We start from the raw sequence: 18,337 nt of genomic DNA on the forward strand, positions 1-18,337 counted from the left end.
TCGCTAATCGAAGGATCACGCGATGGCCGTCGCCATTTCACGCCGCCACGCCTGTGACCAGGTCAAACTCGTACACCACTCCCATGGACGCAACCCGTGCCGGTCAGCCGGTCAGCCGGTCGCAGTGACCGCTTCTCCGGGCGGCCGGTCCGTAAGCGCTGTCGCGCTGCCAGCCCGATGCAACTGGAGATGCCTGCTGGCCGGGCAGTTGTCGCGCGGCATCGGCGTCAGCCGACAAGGTGAACGATCAGCGGATGACCTTCTACCGGCGGGAGGCGGTAGACCGGCGCCCCGTCTGGTGGGGACTCGAGGGCTGCGTGTGACCGGCCAGCCCCGGCAGAGCGCGTCCGGCTCTGCGCGTTAGCGAGCCGGCCTGGCAAGCGCCTACACGCATGTGTTGATCTTGATTGTGGTAGTGACTGCCAGCACTTCCCCGCTTACAGTGTGGAGTTGTTGGACCACATGGCGTGAAGCGGATCGGATGGGCGCGTCCGCGCTCTTTCGTGAAGGGCGACGTGACGTCACTGCTGGAACGTTTGGCCCAGGCCGAGGCGGCTGCCACCGAGAAAGCGGCCGAACTGCGTGAGCAACTGGCCGCGTCGGAGGACCAGCTCCGGCGCCTGTCCATTACCCGCGAGACGCTGGTGGCCTTGTCGGCCCAGAACGAGCAGGTGGGGGGTGTTCACGAGTGGTCCTGACCTGCGGACGAGTCAGGGAATCGTTGATCGCTTCCCAGGATGGGAATGATCGTTTCCCGGCCAATCCTGCATTCAAGGTCTGGGTGGGTGCCAGGAGGGGTCGCCGATGCGCGAGTGCCGCGCCTGGAACCAATCGGCGGCGATGTCGGTTTCGGTGATCCGTCCGATCAGCGCCAAGGCTGAGCTAACGCCCTCGTCCGCTTCCACAGGGTCAACGTCGTCATCGGTGACCTGGAAGCGCAGTCCCTCCATCAGGTGATCGAGCGCGTGCGGATCGTCACCGAACCTCCGATCAGGCTTGGACACGAAAGAGACGATCATGCGCCCGTCACGGGCGTACTTGAAGTACTCCCTGCCGTGGATGTCCATGCTGAAGCTGAGGGCCTGACGGCCGCCCTGGGTGACGGACATCAGGGACGCGTCATCGTCGAAGAGCGCCGGCACGATGCCGATCCAGCCGTTGACCTCGGCCACCCAGCGGGAGCCGTCGTCGAGGTGGTGGTCGAGGATCTCGCTCAGGTAGCAGGGGGTGCGGGTGGCGAGGTCCAGGTGGAAGGCCGGGGCGAGGGTGTCGAGGTTCGTACCCTTGATCCACAGGGCGTTGAATCCCAGCGCCCACAGGTCGTCCTCATCGAGTCCCTCGGTGAAGATCGTCGAGACCAGAAGGTCGTACAGGTAGGTCCGTGACTGCATGGCCGCCTCTCGGAGAGAGGGGGCATCCCGCAAGAGGCCCCCTTTGGGGTCTTCGCAAATAGGGCTTGCCTGGGGTGCAAGAGGGATTGAGGAGATCGCTTCCCGAGAAGAGGATGATCACTTCCCGCCTGCACAACCCGGGCGCTGGCCGTTCAGGGATCAGCGGACCGCGTCCGGCATGCGGACCGTCACGTAGGGATGCGGCTGCTTCAGCCACTCGCCGGTCAGCCGCGCCCCCGTGGTCTGGTCGATGACCGCGAGCATGGCGGCTTGCCAGTCGTAGTCGGCGCGGCTGTCCAGGTCGTCCTCGTCCTCGTCCTCATCGAGATCCTCGGGCGCGGGTTCGGCGAAGAAGTCCGTCATCGCCTGCAGCTCAGGCCAGCGGGCCAGGCCGGCATGGTCTTCCTGCTGCCCGGGGAAGAGCCCGTTGATCGCCAGGACGTGCTCGCCTCCGGCCGCGAAGCTCAGCAGATTGCTGACGTTGACGTTCCACCAGGCGCTGTAGACGCGTGCTCCCTGACTGAGCCGTTGGAGCACGGTGGGGCTCGTCCCGAGGTAGTCCCACTCGAAGAGAACGGTGGTCGAGCCGTACCAATCGACGAGCACGGGGTAGGCGTCTTGTTCGAGCGGCCCGATGGCCTCGAACGGCGCCGGTTCGTGCAGCCGGTACGGCGTGTTCCCGGCGAGCCGGGCGGCGACCTGGTCCAGGGTGAGCGCTCGTCCATCGTCGGGGACCACCGCCGTCCAGCACATGCCCACGTCGAGCCACTGCGTGCTGTTCATCAGTCGCCGGTAGTACTCGCGCAGGTCGGCGGTCGGCGGCTGTCCGGTGTTCAAGCTGGACCCTTTCGCTCGGCGGGAACAGATCGTCGAGATCATCCCAGAGATGCGGCGGAACCGGCCAGGCCATGCGCACCCATGGCTTTCCACTGACTCTGCGGGGCCCAGTAAAGGATCTTGCAGTCTTGGGGTCAGCAATGCCATTGCTGGCTACAGTATGGATTTGCATATACGCGGTTAGTGATGACGCCGGTTCCATGGCTGCTACGAAGGAGGAGATGGTGGCGGCGCTGCTGGCAAGGCTGGAGGGAGCCGAGGAGGCCGCACGGCAGCAATGCGCCGAGCTGTCCAGGCAGCTGGAGGAGCTGCAGGAGCGGCTGACCGCCGCACAGCGGCGCATGGAGCGGCTGTCCATCGCGCGTGAGGAACTGGCCGCGTTGGCGGCCGACGACGAGCCGGACGATGCAAAGCCCGGCGATTCCGTCGGCTCCGGCGGCCGCCACAACGACGTCGCCGCGCACAGTGCCGGGCACGGAGAGGCTCCCGGACCGACTCGTCCAGCCCTGCGGGGGTTGCGCAAGGAAACGGTGGTGTTGCTGGCCAGTTCCGACAAGCCGCTGCGGGCGCGCGATGTGGTGCGGGCGCTGGGCCAGCAGGACGTCCGCGGTCGAGTTGAGGGGATGCGCGCGCGGCTCAAGCGGCTGGTGAGCGATGGCTGGCTGGTCGAGCGTGAGCAGGGCCTGTTCACGATCGCATCCGGAGTGAACGGGTTCGCCGGCGAGGGGAACACCGCCACGGACTGAACCGACGTGCCGGTCTGGTGACCGGATCGAAAAGTGGTGCCGCCGAGTAGCAGCTCGACGGCACCGGGTTGCATGAGCGCCCAGAAGACCTAACTCTTTGAAGGCTCGCGCCTTCCGAGCGTAACGCGCTAGGCGATCGCTTGGAGGCTGTCGAGCCAAACGACGGCCGCTTATGCCCGGATGTCCGGGTTTCCGGGGCGGCGGAGGGAAGGCTCGACCATGCCGTCGAGGTCATCACGGCGTTCGACGCCGTCATCGGGGCGCCGAGATGCCCTCCGGCCACAGCCGGACCGCGAGCGCGGTCTCCAGCAGGGCGATGGTGGCCACGTCCGGCCAGGACCGCCCGGCCAGCAGGTCGGCGATGGCCTGGCGATTGACACCGGAGGCGGCGGCCAGGCCGCGCAGGCTCAGTCGGCGTTCGGCCAGAATGCCGGCCAGGGTGGCGGCGATGGCCTGAACAACGGCGGCGGCGGGATGAGGGGTCAGGTCCGCATGGGGCCAGGCCTGCGGGTCCTCGGCCAACTCCCGCGGAGCCGCCGAGCGCGCATGTCCTCCGACCATCACGAAGTTCTCCTATCGGTGAATGTCACCCGCGACTGTAACGGCTGCTTGTCCAGCCACTATGGATGGAGTGTGACCTTCGACCCCGACACCTCGGCGAAGATCACGAGCTATCGCCCACGCCATGCCCCGCCCGGCTGGGAGGCGGTGGCCGACCAGGTCCGCGCCACCGTCGCCGCGTCCGCGCCGTGGGTCGGCTACCGCATCGAGCGGCTGCTGCACGTGGTCGGCCGATTGGCGATCTGGTGCCACGGGCGCGGGCTGCCCGCTGACCCGGAGGTGTGGCTGCGGCACGAGACGATCGACGCGTTCGTGCTGGCCGGATGCGCCGACCTGGCCCCGCGCACCGCACAGACCTACCGGTCCTGGCTGCGGCAGGTACGCGCCGCGCTCGCCTGGGCACAGCGTGGGGAAAGCACCCCGGTCGCACTCAGCGCCCCCAATGAGCGCACCGCCCCCTACACACCGACCGAACTGGCCCGGCTGCGCGGGTGGGCCGCCCACCTTCGCAGCCAGGCCCGCAGCGATGCCCTCGCGCTGATCGCCCTGGCCGCCGGGTGCGGACTGACCTCGGCCGAACTCGCCGCCGTCCGCGGCAGCCACGTGCGCGTCCTCGATGACGGAACGGTCATCGTCGCCGCGCCGGGCACGACCCGGCTGATCGTCGCCCGCGCGGCCTTCGAACACGACCTGGCCGTCGCCGCGGACACCGCGCTCACCGGCGGGGACCGGTATCTGTTCCGGCCCGGCCGGACGGCCGCCTACGCCAAGAACCTCGTGGCCTCGTGGACCTGGACGCACCGCCCGACCGGGACCCTTCCCCCGCTGTCGGCGCGGCGGCTGCGCGCCGGCTGGATCGTCGAGTTGCTGAGTGCGCGGATCGACCTGACCGTGGTCGCCGCGGCGGCCGGGCTCGCCCCGAGCGCGCTGGCCCGCTGCCGAGCAGCACGGTGTGGACCGGCATCCCGGGCGGCCCGGGCCGATGCGCGAGCTCGGCTTCGATCACCTCGATGAGCCCGGTGTCGGTGAGCAGGTCATCGAGGTGGGCCGCCATCGCGTCCGGGATCAGCAGGGGCGCTTCGCTGACCGGCCGGGGACGGCAGGCGGCCACCCGCGCCGTGCGGGGACGCGCCCCGTCCGGCATCAGCGGCCGCGCAGCAGCTCGGTGGCGGTGCGGGTATCCAGAGGCGGGACGAAATGGCTGCCCACCGGCACACTCGCTGTCGACCGCGCCTACACCGACCAGACCGCCGACCACTTCGCGCGGCCCGCCCGAGGTCGCGGCTACCGACTCGCCCTGGATTACAAAGCCGAGCAGCGCCGCCTGCAAGGCTCCGTGCACGGCGCACTCCTGGTCGACGGCACCTTGGCCTGTCCCCTGATGCCCGCCCCGCTCCTGCACGCCACGACCGGCCTCGACGACGCCGCCATCCGCGCTCCCGACGACGAGCTCACCGCGTTGATCCACGCGCGCCAGCCGTACTTCCTCAAGGTCAAGCAGACCCCCGACGCCGAGGGGAAGCTCCGCCTGCAGTGCCCGGTGCCGCCGGGACCGCCCCGTCGGTGAACTGCCCTCGTTTCAACCAGGCCAGAGCAGCAGCACGTGGCCCGCGGACCCGGGTCGACCTCACCGACGCACGGCAGCGGGCCGCGCACGCCGCCGCCAAGCCCACCGTCCTGCTGCCGAAGACCAGCAGCGACGACGGGTGTCTGCCGACGATCTGCACCCAGCAGACCATCACCCTGCACCCGGGCGACCTCGGCCACAAGGACAAGCTCCGCCAGGACCTGCCCTACCTGAGCCCGGCCTGGAAATGCGCATTCAAGGCCATCCGGGCCAATACCGAAGGGATTAACGGCAGGTTGAAGGGCCAGGTCATCGACCTGGCCGACCCGACCAACCGGCTCGCCCACGGCCGCGTCGCCCAAACCATCCTGGTCGCCCTCATGGTCTGCATCGCCAACCAGAAGATCCTGCTGTCCTGGCGCCAGATCCACGACCACGAACCCCGGCCGTCGTCCACCACCGGGGACGACCTCCCGACCGAGCCGGACATCGACGACACCACCAGCAACAGCGGAAGACCCCCGCCCGCCCGGCCCTGAACAGATCGTTACCCCGGCCCGTCCCGACAGCACATCCCCACAAGTCGGCGCGAGCATGCCCACCGGCCGGTTCGCCCTGCCCTCGACGCGACCGGACACCACCCGAGCCCTTCGCCACAACCGCCGCACCGGCCTCGAACCGCCCGGCGAGCACGGTTACGAGCCCGGAAACGAAGAGAGCCCGCCCGATCCACACGATCAGACGAGCACTCGTGACACATGATCAGGCCATCTCAAGAACAGCCCGACGGTGGTGATCTGGGTGTTCAGGTCATCGATCTCTGCGGTGAGGTGCAGGATCCGCCGGACCAATGACCTCAGCGTGTAGGCAGGCGGTGATCGGTGCTGGTGGTCGTGGGAGCGGTCGGGTCAGGTCGGTGCGGTGAGAAGCGAACGCAGGGCGAAGCCGTAGAGGCCCGCATCGCCCGCCGCGTACAGCGCGCCGCGTGGTGACCAGGCGCAGCCGTGGAGCTCGCCGTCCATCCTGATCATGGAGACGCATCGTCGGGTAGCCACGTCCCACACGCGCAGCGTGCCGTCGTCGGCCGTGGCGGCCAGGTGCTCGCCCGACGCGCTCACCGCGAGGCCCGTGTAGAGCACCTCGTCGCCGGGCAATGTCGCGACCGCGTCGCCTGTCCTGTCCCAGAGCGCGATGCCGCCGTCCCAGTGCACGGCAGCCACCCACCCACCGTCGGGCGCCATGGCCAGGCCACCGACGAACGAGGGCGTCTCCAGCGTGGGAGCCAGCCGCCTGCCCTGCGCGTCCCACAGGTCCATCCGGTCGGAGCCTGCCGTGGCCATCCAGGTGCCGTCGGGGGCGATGGCCAGGTGCTTCACGGCCTCCACCGACGTCTTGATGGTGGTCAGTGGGGTGCCGTCGGCGTACCACAGCCTGGCGCGGCCGTCGCGGCCGCCGGCCGCCAGCCACGAGCCGTCGGGGGCGATGGCCACCGTGTCGGCCCAGTCGTCGCACACCTTGAGCGTCCTGATGGGCGTGCCGTCCCGCTCGAAGAGCCGGACCAGGCCGTCGGAGTCGGCGGTCGCGAGCCAGCGGCCGGCGGGCGAGATCGCCACCGAGGTGAAGAAGGTGTCCTCCGCCACGGTCGCGGGACGGCCGCCCGCCGGATCCCAGAAGGACAACCCGATGCCCGCGGCGGCCAGCCAGGTGCCGTCCCTGGCCACCGCCACGGCGTTGGCGATCGTGCGACGGTGGTCCTCGCCCCTGGCAGGGAATCCGGCGGGGTCCCAGACCTGGATCGTGCTGGGCTCGATCGCGGTCACCAGCAGCGTGCCGTCCCGGCTGACGGCCAGGTCGTTCACAAGGGCGTGGCGGGCGACGAACCCCATCTCCTCTCGCGGCCGGTCGAGCCTGGCCGTGACGAATCCCTCGGGGCGGTCGGCGGACGCGGCAAGCCACCGGCCGTCGGACGACATCGCCATGTCGGAACAGTCGTCGAGAGCGGGTTCCACCACGCCCTCCATCGCCCCCTCCGGACTCCAGCAGCGCGCGCGGGAGTCCATGTGGAGTGCCACGATCGCGTCCCGAAGCGGATGGGCCACGACCTCTGCGACCTGCAGATCCTCTGACAGCGGGATGGCGCACCGCTGCGTGCCGTCCCTGTTCCAGACGCGGATGCCATCCTCGCAGGGATGCGCCACCCACGCGCTGCCGGCACCGATGGCGATCTTCGAGTGCTCGTCGGCCTGCGCCTGCACGCGCCACAGCGGATTGCCCGTGTCGCTCCACGCCATCAGGCTGCCGTCGTCGGTCACCGCGGCGATCCAGGTGCCGTCGGGGGCGATCGCGACCTGCTGCACCTCGCCGTGGGCCGCCTCCATGACCGCGATCGGCGTGCCGTCGGCCAGCCAGGTGCGTACCGTCCGGTCCCAGCTCGCGGTGGCCAGCCACGTCCCGTCGGCGGAGATCGCGACCGAGGAGACGGCGTCCTCGTGACCGCTGAGGGTCGCGCGCAGGCTGCCGTCGAGGTTCCAGATCCTGGCCTTGCCCTCCCAGCTCGCGCCGGCTATCCAGGTGGAGTCCGGGCTGATGGCCACCTGGGTCACCCGCTCGTCGTTGAGCCGCATCGTCCGGACGAGCGCCGGATGGGGCAGGTCAGGCGGCGCCCACAGGCAGTCCAGCCACGGCTCGCCGACCGCGTGGAGCATCTCGCGCAGCTCGCCGGCGTCGCCGTACAGGCGGGCCGCGAGGGTGGGCAGGAGCGCGCCGCGGTCGCCGTGGGTGAACAGATGCGCGTTCCTGGCCAGCGTACGGCGCAGCCGTTCCGCCTCGGGAGCGCCTGCCCTGGCCAGGTCACGGTCGACGGCGGCGATGCCTAGGGAGGCGAGCTTGGACGCGATCCAGCCCGTCTGGGTCACCAGCTCGGCCAGGTCCTCCCCGGCCGCCACGTAGTGGTCGGGCAGGTGGGCGAGGCAGTACATGACGGCCTCGTCCGTGACCGTCTCCTCGACGTCCGTGAAGGTGCCGATCAGCGCCTTGGCGGTGCGGGAGACGGCCTCCCCGCTCGATGCCTGGCGCAGGTAGTCACGGACCACGTCGGGTACGAGCAGCAGGTCGCGGTCGGGGCGGAGATCCGCCAGCCCGGCCTCGCACAGCTCGGCCAGCAGCCGCTCGGACGCCCCCTTCGACAGGCCCGCCGTCCGCTGCCACACGGCGGGAACGACGCTCGCGGGGATGTCGCTGTCCGCGGCGAAGGCGCCGAGCTCCAGCAGACGCGGCAGCGCCCCCGGCGAGAGCGACGGCAGCCCGGCGTCCAGGACCTTCCGTACGGCGTAGGCCCTGGCGGCCGGATCGGCGAGGTCGAACGCGTCGTCCACCGATGTCCCCAGCGACCCGGACAGCCTGGCGAGCAGGGGCCAGCCCCCCTCAGGGACCTTGAGCCGGATGATCGACGGCAGTCCGGGCAGGATGTCCGCGGTCCTGGCGGTCACCAGCACGGTGACATCCGAGGTCAGGCTCAAGCAGGCGCGCAACTGCTCGGCGGTCCGCACCCCGTCGAGCACGAGCAGGCCGCTGCCGGGCTCCTCGAACTCGGGCTCGGCGTCCGCCGTTATCCACGGGACGCCGAAGGACTCCAGCCGGTCGCGTACGAGGGACTCGACGACGTGGGGCGGGGCCACGCCGACGGTGAGCCAGTCGATGCCGTCGCCGAAATGCTCGGCCACCTCCGGGATATGGCAGGCGGCGGCGGCCAGCGCGGTGGTGCCGAACCCCTCGACGCCGTCTAGTCCGGGGAGGACGGCGACGAAGCCGTGCTCATCGGAGGTGAGCCGCGCGACCAACTCCGTCAAACCAGGAATCTCGTCCATCACCGAGCCCAACGCGCCGGACGGAGATCGGGTTCCGTCACGGGCGCGTCTTCACCAGCCCGCGCCTATCGTTAGCAGCATCACGATGGCCACGATGAGGGCGCCGAAACGGGGACCCTGCCGCCACTTGCGCCGGAAGAGGCAGATCGCAGCCCACGACCGCGCGCACCGAGGCCGAACGTGACGCCGCCCGACGCGAGGCAGAAGCCGCCCGGGCCGAAGTCGCGGCCGTCAGACAGGAGCTGGCCCGGCGGCCAGTCGAGAGTACGGGGGACGATGCCTAGCGCACGACCTGCTGCGAGAGGTGTTGTACGAGCGGTAGTGAGAGCGAAGCTGCGAGACGAGATCGGACGCGCGGCGGATTCGTTGATTTCCGCGGCAACCGTGCAGAACTTTGGTGTTGACGTTGAGCGTGGTGTTCTGCAGGTCGTTGATCACCAGTCGTCGGTGATGAGGTGCTTGGGCGGGGCCGTGATCGTGACGGGTTTCCCCCATCCTCGATACCTGCCGCCGCATGTGGCGCATAGCCATGGTGAGCAAGGCGGCGTCGGCGGATAAGCATGTGCCGGAGGCACCTACTTTACGGCTGCTAGCGAGAGACTGGCATCCGTGAAGAGCTTACTCTCCAGACGGCTGCTGGCGATCCAGGATGATCTGACGCAGCAGCGGCCCTACATATTTAATCTCTTGTCGCCAGCGCCTGATCACATCTTTAGCGACAAGGTCTTCTACTATCTCTGCAAGATAATCATTGCCGTGAGCGAGAAGCGCCTCACAAGCATCAAAGAAGCGCTTGAGTTCCTCTTCGTTATGTGAGATTAGTGCTCTCTCCAGGATAGTAGACGACACCTCGAGTATGTACTGGTACGGCCCTACCGTGGCGTCATCGGCCCGAGCGTCTTCCTCTAGGGCCAGCAGTGCGGGGCGACAATCAGGAATCTGCTCCCACAGGATACCCCTCGTCTTCAGAGGGAGATCTTGAAATTTTCGCTCACCCTTAGCATACTCGCTCTCTGCCATTGAATACCTCCCTTCCCTTAACGCGTGGCCTTAATCTGATCATCTGTGGCCCGCAGGCCCTCGTCGCCCGGAACCCTCAGCCCTGCCTGGGCTCGCTCCTCGGCTGCGCGGGTTCAGGCAGGGCGATCTCATGGCGCGCGAGTAGACGTGCGAAGAATTCTCTGGTGATGTGCGTTCCCTTGGAACCCGTCAACTCCTGGCCGCCGAAGCGATAGACCTCGTAGCCTTCCAAGCGACGGCGTCGGTCTTCGGTGACCATCTCGGAGTATTTGCGTGTGTCGGGACGTCGAATCTCAGGGTCCATCTCGAAATAGCCAGGCGAGTCTGGAGGCGGCGCATCTGAGGCCAGCCTGGAGTAGTGCTGAACTCCGTCGATCTCGATGACCACCCAGTTGCGGTTGGGCAGCAACAGAAGGAAGTCCATGCGCTGACGAGGGAGAGGGCCCGGAGTTGAGGCCGCGCGCCGCAGGTAAGGGTCGTAGTGGAGATAAACCTGAGGAATCAAGGTAGGCAGGTCAGCGCCGCCAGGTCGTGTATGGAACTCGGCATAGATGCTGAAGAGAAGCTGCTCGGGGGGCGATTCAAGAGAAGCTTTCAGCCGTGCATAAAGGCGACGCGAGACCTGAATCTCGTCAGCGTCCCGCAGTTCAGGGACGGTCGCCTTCCACCAATCGGTGAGATCACGCCAGGTGAGGCCCGCGGTCCCGAGGGGACGTGAGTAGATGAGGCAGTGCTCTGCGTTCTTGGTGATCTCCAGGTCGTTGATGATGGCGTTGCGCAGCACGAATTCAGGCTTAGGACCGATGGACGCGAAGATCAGGTTCTTAAATTCGCCGTCGACCCCACTGGCGCCGAGCGTGGCCAAGATCGACTCCAGGGCAGGGTCGTCGTGCTCATCGATATGCTCGCGCGCGATGCTGATCAACTCAGGCATCCCCAACGGGCGCAGGCGAGTCATGACGTAATTGAACTTGCTGCGAAAGGACTCCTCCTCCGTTCCAGGTGCAAGGCCGAGAGCTTCGCAGGCTGCTGGCAAGTGGTAAGCGCTGATTTCGGCGAGCGAGCTGGCGATCGCTCTGCGCACGCTGTCAGCTTTGACGGGGGGCCGCATGGGGCGAGGTTATCCGTCGGCGCCGACAATGAGCCGAACTCCCAAGGTCATGTCATGGCAGGCCGTGGTGACCCCGCTCGTCGGCCCCGCCATCCTGGTCACCGCCCTTGCCCCGGACAGCCTGCGCCTGCGCGGCCCGAAGCTGGCCGAGGAACGGGAGCTGACCGCGCGCATCGACCTCGAGCGGATCAGCCGGAAGGTCGAAGACCGCATCGCCCGCGCCGAGCGGGCCCGCGGGGCTGCGGAAGCTGCCAAGGACGCCGCCGGGCTGGTCCGCGACCGCCAGGCCGACGAGCTGCGCAGCCTGCGCCGCCAGCTCGCCGAGCAGGCCGAGTGCGTCGCGGCCCAGGCCGCCGAGCTGGCCGGGGACCTCGCCTCGGTGGACGAGCTGGGCGAGCACGATATGGAAGTCGCCTGCAGGGCCGGTGAAGAAGCCAGCGAGCTTGCTGGCGCACTCGGCGAGGTTCGGCGGGGGCGCTCCGTTCACCGGCCCTCACCCGCCGCGGCTCGTCCCACCTCGCACGCTTTACGCATCACGTCGGTGACCAATGCACAACCTGCATCCAGGTCGGCGAGAGTGCGATCCGCCACCGGTCTTGCCGGTCGTAGGCGACGCCCAGCTCGTCGAACGCGGCCATGATGGTGCGGACGTTCCGATCGACCGCTAGGCGCACCAGCTCCCGGCGGGCGCACCAGGTGAGGCACGGGCACTGCATGAGGGCGGCGAAACGCTCGGCCGTGTTGCCGCCCATCAGTCGGTCACCTGCCGGAAGACGATCGTCGCCCGATAGGAGCCGTGCCTCTCCGCGTCCGGGTCCGACACCACGTGGGTACTCAGCACGTGCACGCCGGTGTGGTCCAGCGTGGGTCCGTAGAAGTTGCGGGCCTCGTCGAGCGCCAGGTACCGGCGGCGATTCCAGCCGAGCGAAGGTATGTATGTCTCCACGGCGGTGCTGTAGTCGCGGGGATGCCGCGATCGAAGGCGTGAACGGTCACGAGTTGCTCCCCGTCGTGAGAGGGGACCCATTGGTGGGGCCGTCAGGGCCAGAGAGCCCGTCGTCGCGCTGGTAGGTCCGCCCAGGATCGCTGAAAGGGTTGCCGGATGGACCGATCGGATGTCCGGTGGAGCCCTTGGCGTAGTGGGTCTCTTGAAAGATCCAGTAGTGCAGATCCACCAAGTCGGGCGGCCACAGCGCCACGCCCGCGCCGCCGACGAGACCATGCGCGTTGGTGCGGGCAAGTTCCTTCAGCCACTTCGCCAGCTTCGTCCCGGCCGGCTGCCCGGCGACCGCCGCGGTGGTGGCCGCGGTGACGAGGTCTGCCAGCTGCAGGTGCGGGACGTGATGGGACGGTGCGGTCAGGATCGGCGAGACGACACGATCGGGTGTGGCGAAGCGAGTGCCTTCCCGGGTCAGGCCGAGGGTGTCGGCCAGCCATTTCACTTCGTCCTTGCGGCCGCCGCCCGGCTGGTCGGCGATGATGATGCCGACTTCGTCCCGCTCGCGCAGGTACGACGTGATCCGCTCATAGAGGTACTTGAGGATCTCGGGTTCTACGCGGGCCTTCTCCCACGGCACATGACCGCGGTCCCACACCACGACGGCCGACTTGATGCCGTTATCGATGGCGGCCTGAAGCATCCGCTGGCGCAGTTCGGTGATCAGCGGGCCGGTCGCCTTCGCCTGGAAGGTGTTCTTGGGTGGCTTCCATTTGAGTTCCTCCCCCTCGGGGATCTCGAACTCCACGCGGATGCCGTCGAGCGCGGTCGCGAATCCGGCGACTGCGGGTTCGGGGACGATCACGCCGCCGACCGAGACAAGCTCGCCCATGTGCCGGCGGCGGACCTCTTTCTGCCCGCTGTCGTCGATGTAGATCATGTACACGATGACGCTCCACGATCGTTGACGCAGTAAATGCGTACACCTCGACTCGCGGACGGAGGGTCACGTGTTGGGGGACGCTCCAGGCTGAATGAGGCGCGTGTTGATGATCGTATCGGGGGTGCCCCAGTAAATCCGACATTTACTGCGGCAAGACGCCTGTCCTTCGTCCCTAGGCGGCCACTGCGCCATCCCCGACCTGGCAGCAGCGGACCAAATTGTCGGCGGCGTCTGCGAACCTGCCAGGCATCGGCAATCCCGTGCTCCTGGAGGCACCTGTGCCAGCCCCCCTCGACCCCCACGTCGCCGAGGCCCTCATGCTAGCCAAAGGGTGGATTCCGACCGTTCCCTTTCCCGGCGCGGACAAGCCCTGGCCGGGCTACTGCGCAACGTGCGGGCAGCCGAGATCTCCGCGATACAGCAACGTGTGCTCACCAAGCTCAACGCAGGGGCCGTGCCGTTCCTGCAGTGGTTCGGAGAAGAAGACGGAGGCGGAGGCGCGTGCGGTGATGGCGCTTCGAGGCCTCGCGCCGACCGTCCCCTACGTGGACAACCGGACGCCCTGGGAGTCGGTGTGCGGGAACTGTAAGGGGACGACGTCTCCCACGTTGTCCAGCGTGAAGAAAGCGATCAAACAGGGCCAGCCGAAGTGCTGCGACCTGTGCCGGCGAAACGGGCCCATCAGGCCCGAGCAGGCGGAAGACATGCTCCGGCTGGCCGGCGGAGAACCACTTGTCCCGTTCCCTGGCGTGAAGACGCGATGGCTGTCGCGGTGCCTTAATCCGGACTGCCGCAGAGAGATCAAGCCCACTTCGACAGCATCAAGCACGCCGGAACCGGGGCCTGTGTCTATTGCGGCGATTACGGCATCAAGGCCGACGATGATGCCCTGGTGTACCTCATGCTGCACCAGCAGCTCGATGCCGCGAAGATCGGGATAGCCAAGGTCGGCAGCCGGCGGATCGAACTTCACCGAAGCACGGGGTGGACGTTGGGCACTTCGGTCTCGATGAAAGGTGCCCGGGCCAGGTTCGTCGAAGGGCAGGTCTTGAAGCTGTGGTCGTCACTTGCGCTGCCCTACGGCGTGCGCCCCGAGGACATGCCATATGCCGGATACACGGAAACGGTGAGCTTGGCGGCGAGGTCACTCCAGGAAGTGGAACGGGACCTTCAGCAAGCGCTCGTTGAAGGCCAGGCAGCGGCGGGTAGCGCATCGTGAAAGGCATGGGGCGAGCGGAGACCTCACGCGCATGCCCTTGGTGAGGCCCATCGAGGCGCAATCCGACAAACACTCCTACAATATGTGACCTTCCTGTCACCTTCCGATATGGCGGGCGTGTTGGCATCACCGTCTGCCAGGGCAGGTCGTTGAGCCCGATGCGGGGAGGCCGCCATGTCAGCGCGAGTCGATCCTGACAAGCGACGGGCCACCGTAGCCTGGTTGGAGCAACTGCGCTCGACCGGGAATGTGACGAGTGAGCATGTCCGGCTGGCCCCCATGGGCTGGGCGTCGCCGAACGCACCGTGTGGAGATGGATCAGCCCGGACAGGTGCGGTGACCACGCGGGCCATCCCGGCAGGCAGCCCCCCTATGCGAGACCGATTGCGAGGCCTACGCCTACTTCCGGGGCCGCCGTGCATCGAGCCCGTGCTGCGGCGGTAGCCGGTGACGGTCTGGCTGCGGGTGCCCCAGTGCCGGACTTCCTGCGCCAGGGCTGGGCTGAAGCGCGGCCACTGGCGCTACGCACGCTGCAGGAAGCCTTCGCCCGGGCTATTGCGCACCGCTCCGTGATCGGGTTCGCTGATCGTGAGTTTGCGCTTACCTGTTGCAAGGAAGGTGGAATGGACGCTCGTCGTGGCGGGTGACGCTGTTTCAAGAGCCGGGCGGAAGCACAGGGTCGTCGACCTGAGCGGTCAGCTCGAGCTGGACCTCTTTCGGCGGCCGGCCGAGGACGCGGGCGCGCCGACCCAGGGCAACTACCACTACCAGACCGAGATCATCGCCTCGTACTGTCTGAGCCTGCACACCGACACGTCGATCGTGAAGATCATCTGTGAGTGGCAGGAAGACTTCATTATCGTGCGGGACAGGCCGCCCCTGCTGGAGCTGGTGTCGGTCAAGCACCACGACCGGACGCTGTACACCACGATGAAGTCGCTGTGTGACCACGGCGGGATCGCGCACCTGTTCGACCGGTGGCTCGGCTACACCAGCCGGCCGGTCGTACGGCTGGCCAGCAACACGCAATTGGGCGGCAGACCGGGTGACTACACGCCGCGTGCACTGCTGGACGTGTGCCGGTCCGGTGAGCTGGACACGCCGCGGGGAACCGCGCTGATCGCGCACCTGGCATGGGCCATGATGGAAATGGCGGCGAAGTCCACCGCCCTGGACAACATCCCCAAACCCGCCGCACCAGTGCCGCCCAAACCGAAACGGCACGACCCGGCCGGTCTGCCGGCAGGGCTGTTCGAGATGCTCCTGCGGTTCGTGCGCAGCTGCCAGTTCGACTGCGAGCGGCCAGCCAAGCGTGACATCCGGGACGTCAACATCCGGCAGATTGTGGAACCAGCGGCCGGCACGCTTGGCTTCGCGCCATCGGCAGCCGCTGACGTCTACAAAGCGGTTGTCGATCTCGTCGCGGAAGCGAGCCGGGACGACAGCGGCCGGCCCGTCGACCTGGCCCAATATCTGACCAGCCCCGTCGCCTACGACCCGCGGTCGGAGATCGCGCAGACGGTCCAGCGGCGGACCGTCTCCCGTGACGCGGTCCTGGACGCGATCCGGCTCGGCACGCGGCGCGCCGTCGGCGACCCGGTGTCGCTGCTGCGGTCCGGGCAGACGCCGCCACGCGCCCCCGGCGGTCATCGCCTCATCGAAAAGATGCGCGATGCCCTGATGGGCGATGACGAACGGGACAACGCCTTAGGCCTGCGAGACCTGTGGCTGCACATCTGGCCGCAGGCCAGGACCGGGTTTCCGGAGGACATCGAGACGTAGTTCCGGTTGGAGATGGAGATCCTCGACATCGTCCGCCGGATCCGTGCCCAGCTGATCGGCAAGAGCGGTCACCACGGCATCCAGTTCCAGGCGCTGCTGCATGCTGAACTGCGCCGGGCGGAGCTCAGCAAGAAGATCAGCGTGCCACTCGACGACTTCCACATCCTCGGGTACGCCTACGAGTTGAGCGACATGTGCAAGTTCGGGTTCTCGCGACCGGGGAGCGGATGATGGCCGCTCCGCTGCCTGCTGCCGCTGTCCTGGCGATCCGCCAGGAGAGTCTCTATCACGAGGCCCGGGTCCTCATCCTCGTCTGCCAGTTCACTCAGCCGGGCGAACCATTCCGCGGCCTGACCAAATTGGCGAAGATCGATTTCCTGCTCCGGTATCCGGTCATGGCCGAACGCCTCCTGCCGGCCGGCGCCGCCGGGCCGGGGATCGCCCCGACCGACGACGAGCGACAGGCGGTGGAGAGCCGCATGATCCGCTACAAGTACGGGCCGTGGGACGACCGCTACTACCCCATCCTCGGCGCGTTGGTCGGTAAACGCCTCGCGACGTTCGCCCGGGTCGACGGCTCCACCGAGATCACCCTGACCGATGCCGGACGTGACCTCGGCACGGCCTTGGAGAGCACCAGCCCGTGGGCGGTCGTGGCCGAACGGGCCCGATTCCTCCGCTCACACTTCGACCTGCCCGGCCGGGATCTGAAAGACCTCATCTACGAACAGTTGCCGGACGTCGTCGCGCTCCCGCTCAGAAGCGAGATTTAGATGGCCACCCACCTGCGTATCCGGTCCCTGACCGTGTCGACCAACCGTGCGTCGCACACGTTCGACTTCACCTCCCCGCTGACGTTCGTCACCGGCACGACGACGATGGGCAAGTCGACGCTGCTGATGCTGATCAAGCATGCGTTCGGCGGGAACGCAGCCCTAACCCCTGCGGTGGTCCAGCACGTCACCTATGTCGATCTCGCCATCCAGGCGGGGGAGTCGTCGCTGGTCCTGCGCCGCAGAATTGGCGCCGACTCCGGCGTGGTGGAGATCATCGAACCGGGCTCGCATCTGGTGCAACACACCTGGGCCGTCAGTCCCAAGCCCGCCGACGGGCCGTCCATCTCGCGGTTCCTGCTCGAGGCGTTGGGGATCCCGGTCGAACGGGTGCCGACGTCCCGGGCTGGTGTCAATTCCCGCACTGTCGCCCTGACCTTCAACGACGTCTTCCGGTACTGCTTTTTGCAGGCCAAGGAGATCGACCGGTCGGTCGTGGGGCACCTCGAAACCACGAGCATCAACCCGAAACGCATCGCCGCGTTCGAGTTGATGTTCGGCCTCATCGACCCGGAACTTGTCGAGTTGAAACGCCAGCGAGGAATCGCCCGCGACCTCGCCAAACAACTGGACAAGGACGCCGCCGCAATCGATCGGTTCATCCGCGACGCCGGCATCGCCGATGTCGACGAGCTGCGGGCCCGCCGCCTGTATCTGGTGCAGCAACTCGCGGCGGAGGAGGACAAGCTGCGAGCGACCCGTGACGAAGTCGCCGCGCTGACCAGCGCGGAAGAAGACCGCCGCGCCGAACTATCCGAGGCCCTGACCACATCGAAGAAGCGGCACGAAGAAGCCGACCTGCTCGCGGTCACCGTTCGCGGCCGCGAGGCCGCCCTCGCCCAGCTGCGCCTAGACCTGGCCAAAGCCGAACGGCGCAGTACCGCGATCGGGCTGCTCGCGCCCTTCGAATTCGTCACCTGTCCGCGCTGCATGCAGGACCTCGACGGCCGCGAGGTCGCCGAGACGGACTGCCGCCTGTCCCCGGCGTGTAACCGCCCTTCACCGTGCCGGCGACGTGGATGACGTCGAGGTGCAGGTAATTGAATGCGCACTGCGGGCAGGCCAGGGTGGCGCTGTCGCCCGCTGTCATGAACCCGGGGCGATTCACCTGCTCAGCTGGGATGGAGAAGGCCACGTGCGTGGAGTTGGCGGATCGCTTCGGCCCGCCGTTGCTTGGACTGTTCCTGCCAGGTCCTGTAGATCTTGGCCGCGTACGACCGCGACGGTGCCCGACCGAACAATGCGATCATGCGCTCGCAGGCGGCGGGTACCGAGCCGCCCACCGAAGTGAGCGCGACCTTGAAGGCCGGGCCTAGGTCGCCGTGCCGCAAACCCTGTCGGGCGAGGGCAGCGGTGTAGACCGCGACCTTCGACCAGTCGATCACCCTCACAAGGCCCGCCCGTTCCAGGACATCGGTCATGGCATCGCCAGTCAGGCGGCTACGGACGGCGATGACCTCCTCGAAGGAGAACGGCCGATCCTCGCCGCCGGTGAGCTGAAGGTGCTCATGCAGACTCGGCATG

21 protein-coding genes are annotated in these 18,337 nt (G+C 67.8%); 10 read left to right on the forward strand and 11 right to left on the reverse strand.

The annotated features are described in order from the left end of the window. Positions 1-467: 467 nt before the first annotated feature. A complete protein-coding gene (locus ACWDLG_RS43770) occupies positions 468-698 on the forward strand; it encodes a hypothetical protein (RefSeq protein ID WP_449931375.1) in 231 nt (76 codons plus the stop codon). Positions 699-770: 72 nt separating this feature from the next. On the opposite strand, the gene ACWDLG_RS43775 is transcribed toward ACWDLG_RS43770, so the two are convergent. Further along, the gene (locus tag ACWDLG_RS43775; RefSeq protein WP_449931377.1) at positions 771-1,391 is read right to left on the reverse strand and encodes a DUF6461 domain-containing protein; all 621 of its coding nucleotides are present in this window, start codon (positions 1,389-1,391) and stop codon (positions 771-773) included. A gap of 159 nt (positions 1,392-1,550) precedes the next feature. Continuing rightward, complete coding sequence (locus ACWDLG_RS43780; RefSeq protein WP_449931379.1) at positions 1,551-2,228, reverse strand: DUF6461 domain-containing protein; 678 nt, start codon at positions 2,226-2,228, stop codon at positions 1,551-1,553. Positions 2,229-2,449: 221 nt separating this feature from the next. Between ACWDLG_RS43780 and ACWDLG_RS43785 the strand changes: the two genes are divergently transcribed. Further along, positions 2,450-2,974, forward strand: a complete 525-nt coding sequence (locus tag ACWDLG_RS43785) for a hypothetical protein (RefSeq protein ID WP_449931381.1) — start codon at positions 2,450-2,452, stop codon at positions 2,972-2,974. A 252-nt stretch (positions 2,975-3,226) separates the two neighbouring features. On the opposite strand, the gene ACWDLG_RS43790 is transcribed toward ACWDLG_RS43785, so the two are convergent. Continuing rightward, positions 3,227-3,535, reverse strand: a complete 309-nt coding sequence (locus ACWDLG_RS43790; protein ID WP_449931461.1) for a helix-turn-helix domain-containing protein — start codon at positions 3,533-3,535, stop codon at positions 3,227-3,229. Positions 3,536-3,607: 72 nt separating this feature from the next. On the opposite strand from ACWDLG_RS43790, the gene ACWDLG_RS43795 reads away from it, so the two are divergent. From ACWDLG_RS43795 to ACWDLG_RS43805, 3 genes are all read left to right on the forward strand, one after another. Then, a complete protein-coding gene (locus ACWDLG_RS43795; RefSeq protein WP_449931383.1) occupies positions 3,608-4,549 on the forward strand; it encodes a hypothetical protein in 942 nt (313 codons plus the stop codon). 157 nt (positions 4,550-4,706) lie between these two features. Next, on the forward strand, positions 4,707-5,102 hold the full coding sequence (locus tag ACWDLG_RS43800; RefSeq protein WP_449931385.1) for a hypothetical protein: 396 nt from the start codon (positions 4,707-4,709) through the stop codon (positions 5,100-5,102). Next, complete coding sequence (locus tag ACWDLG_RS43805; protein WP_449931387.1) at positions 5,069-5,641, forward strand: hypothetical protein; 573 nt, start codon at positions 5,069-5,071, stop codon at positions 5,639-5,641. The genes ACWDLG_RS43800 and ACWDLG_RS43805 overlap by 34 nt, the downstream gene beginning before the upstream one ends. Positions 5,642-6,010: 369 nt before the next feature. Here ACWDLG_RS43805 and ACWDLG_RS43810 read toward each other — a convergent pair whose 3' ends face one another. The 7 genes from ACWDLG_RS43810 to ACWDLG_RS43840 all read right to left on the reverse strand — a co-directional run bounded on the left by ACWDLG_RS43810 (position 6,011) and on the right by ACWDLG_RS43840 (position 12,976). Further along, positions 6,011-8,950 (reverse strand): WD40 repeat domain-containing protein, encoded by a 2,940-nt coding sequence (locus ACWDLG_RS43810; protein WP_449931389.1) that lies wholly within the window; start codon positions 8,948-8,950, stop codon positions 6,011-6,013. A gap of 636 nt (positions 8,951-9,586) precedes the next feature. Beyond that, positions 9,587-9,988 (reverse strand): DUF7674 family protein, encoded by a 402-nt coding sequence (locus ACWDLG_RS43815; RefSeq protein WP_449931391.1) that lies wholly within the window; start codon positions 9,986-9,988, stop codon positions 9,587-9,589. A gap of 76 nt (positions 9,989-10,064) precedes the next feature. Continuing rightward, positions 10,065-11,072: a hypothetical protein gene (locus ACWDLG_RS43820; protein ID WP_449931393.1), complete on the reverse strand. Its 1,008-nt coding sequence runs from the start codon at positions 11,070-11,072 to the stop codon at positions 10,065-10,067. 79 nt (positions 11,073-11,151) lie between these two features. Further along, a complete protein-coding gene (locus ACWDLG_RS43825; RefSeq protein WP_449931395.1) occupies positions 11,152-11,586 on the reverse strand; it encodes a hypothetical protein in 435 nt (144 codons plus the stop codon). A gap of 46 nt (positions 11,587-11,632) precedes the next feature. Then, the gene (locus ACWDLG_RS43830; protein WP_449931397.1) at positions 11,633-11,851 is read right to left on the reverse strand and encodes a hypothetical protein; all 219 of its coding nucleotides are present in this window, start codon (positions 11,849-11,851) and stop codon (positions 11,633-11,635) included. Continuing rightward, a complete protein-coding gene (locus ACWDLG_RS43835) occupies positions 11,851-12,045 on the reverse strand; it encodes a hypothetical protein (RefSeq protein WP_449931399.1) in 195 nt (64 codons plus the stop codon). The genes ACWDLG_RS43830 and ACWDLG_RS43835 overlap by 1 nt, the downstream gene beginning before the upstream one ends. A 46-nt stretch (positions 12,046-12,091) precedes the next feature. Then, positions 12,092-12,976, reverse strand: coding sequence for a DUF3800 domain-containing protein (locus ACWDLG_RS43840; protein ID WP_449931400.1), 885 nt, complete (start codon positions 12,974-12,976; stop codon positions 12,092-12,094). 904 nt (positions 12,977-13,880) lie between these two features. Between ACWDLG_RS43840 and ACWDLG_RS43845 the strand changes: the two genes are divergently transcribed. From ACWDLG_RS43845 to ACWDLG_RS43865, 5 genes are all read left to right on the forward strand, one after another. Continuing rightward, positions 13,881-14,198, forward strand: coding sequence for a hypothetical protein (locus ACWDLG_RS43845; RefSeq protein ID WP_449931401.1), 318 nt, complete (start codon positions 13,881-13,883; stop codon positions 14,196-14,198). Positions 14,199-14,816: 618 nt separating this feature from the next. Further along, entirely contained in the window at positions 14,817-15,980 is a 1,164-nt protein-coding gene (locus tag ACWDLG_RS43850) for a dsDNA nuclease domain-containing protein (RefSeq protein WP_449931403.1), read from the forward strand. Between the two features lie 12 nt (positions 15,981-15,992). Beyond that, the gene (locus tag ACWDLG_RS43855) at positions 15,993-16,211 is read left to right on the forward strand and encodes a hypothetical protein (protein WP_449931405.1); all 219 of its coding nucleotides are present in this window, start codon (positions 15,993-15,995) and stop codon (positions 16,209-16,211) included. Further along, positions 16,208-16,753: a hypothetical protein gene (locus ACWDLG_RS43860; protein ID WP_449931407.1), complete on the forward strand. Its 546-nt coding sequence runs from the start codon at positions 16,208-16,210 to the stop codon at positions 16,751-16,753. Before ACWDLG_RS43855 ends, ACWDLG_RS43860 begins: the two co-directional genes overlap by 4 nt. Next, the gene (locus ACWDLG_RS43865) at positions 16,754-17,836 is read left to right on the forward strand and encodes a hypothetical protein (protein WP_449931409.1); all 1,083 of its coding nucleotides are present in this window, start codon (positions 16,754-16,756) and stop codon (positions 17,834-17,836) included. Between the two features lie 89 nt (positions 17,837-17,925). Here the strand turns inward: ACWDLG_RS43865 and ACWDLG_RS43870 are convergent, their stop codons facing one another. Beyond that, on the reverse strand, positions 17,926-18,336 hold the full coding sequence (locus tag ACWDLG_RS43870) for a hypothetical protein (RefSeq protein WP_449931411.1): 411 nt from the start codon (positions 18,334-18,336) through the stop codon (positions 17,926-17,928). Position 18,337: the final 1 nt, after the last annotated feature.

This window comes from Nonomuraea sp. NPDC003727 (genome assembly GCF_053586935.1).

Bases quoted from the DNA above. Each gene is read 5' to 3' on its own strand.
- ACWDLG_RS43815 (WP_449931391.1), bottom strand. From the start codon at position 9,988: ATGGCAGAGAGCGAGTATGCTAAGGGTGAGCGAAAATTTCAAGATCTC.
- ACWDLG_RS43790 (WP_449931461.1), bottom strand. From the start codon at position 3,535: ATGGTCGGAGGACATGCGCGCTCGGCGGCTCCGCGGGAGTTGGCCGAG.
- ACWDLG_RS43870 (WP_449931411.1), bottom strand. From the start codon at position 18,336: ATGCCGAGTCTGCATGAGCACCTTCAGCTCACCGGCGGCGAGGATCGG.
- ACWDLG_RS43865 (WP_449931409.1), top strand. From the start codon at position 16,754: ATGGCCACCCACCTGCGTATCCGGTCCCTGACCGTGTCGACCAACCGT.
- ACWDLG_RS43860 (WP_449931407.1), top strand. From the start codon at position 16,208: ATGATGGCCGCTCCGCTGCCTGCTGCCGCTGTCCTGGCGATCCGCCAG.
- ACWDLG_RS43775 (WP_449931377.1), bottom strand. From the start codon at position 1,391: ATGCAGTCACGGACCTACCTGTACGACCTTCTGGTCTCGACGATCTTC.
- ACWDLG_RS43845 (WP_449931401.1), top strand. From the start codon at position 13,881: ATGCTGCACCAGCAGCTCGATGCCGCGAAGATCGGGATAGCCAAGGTC.
- ACWDLG_RS43855 (WP_449931405.1), top strand. From the start codon at position 15,993: ATGGAGATCCTCGACATCGTCCGCCGGATCCGTGCCCAGCTGATCGGC.
- ACWDLG_RS43830 (WP_449931397.1), bottom strand. From the start codon at position 11,851: ATGGGCGGCAACACGGCCGAGCGTTTCGCCGCCCTCATGCAGTGCCCG.
- ACWDLG_RS43785 (WP_449931381.1), top strand. From the start codon at position 2,450: ATGGTGGCGGCGCTGCTGGCAAGGCTGGAGGGAGCCGAGGAGGCCGCA.
- ACWDLG_RS43840 (WP_449931400.1), bottom strand. From the start codon at position 12,976: ATGATCTACATCGACGACAGCGGGCAGAAAGAGGTCCGCCGCCGGCAC.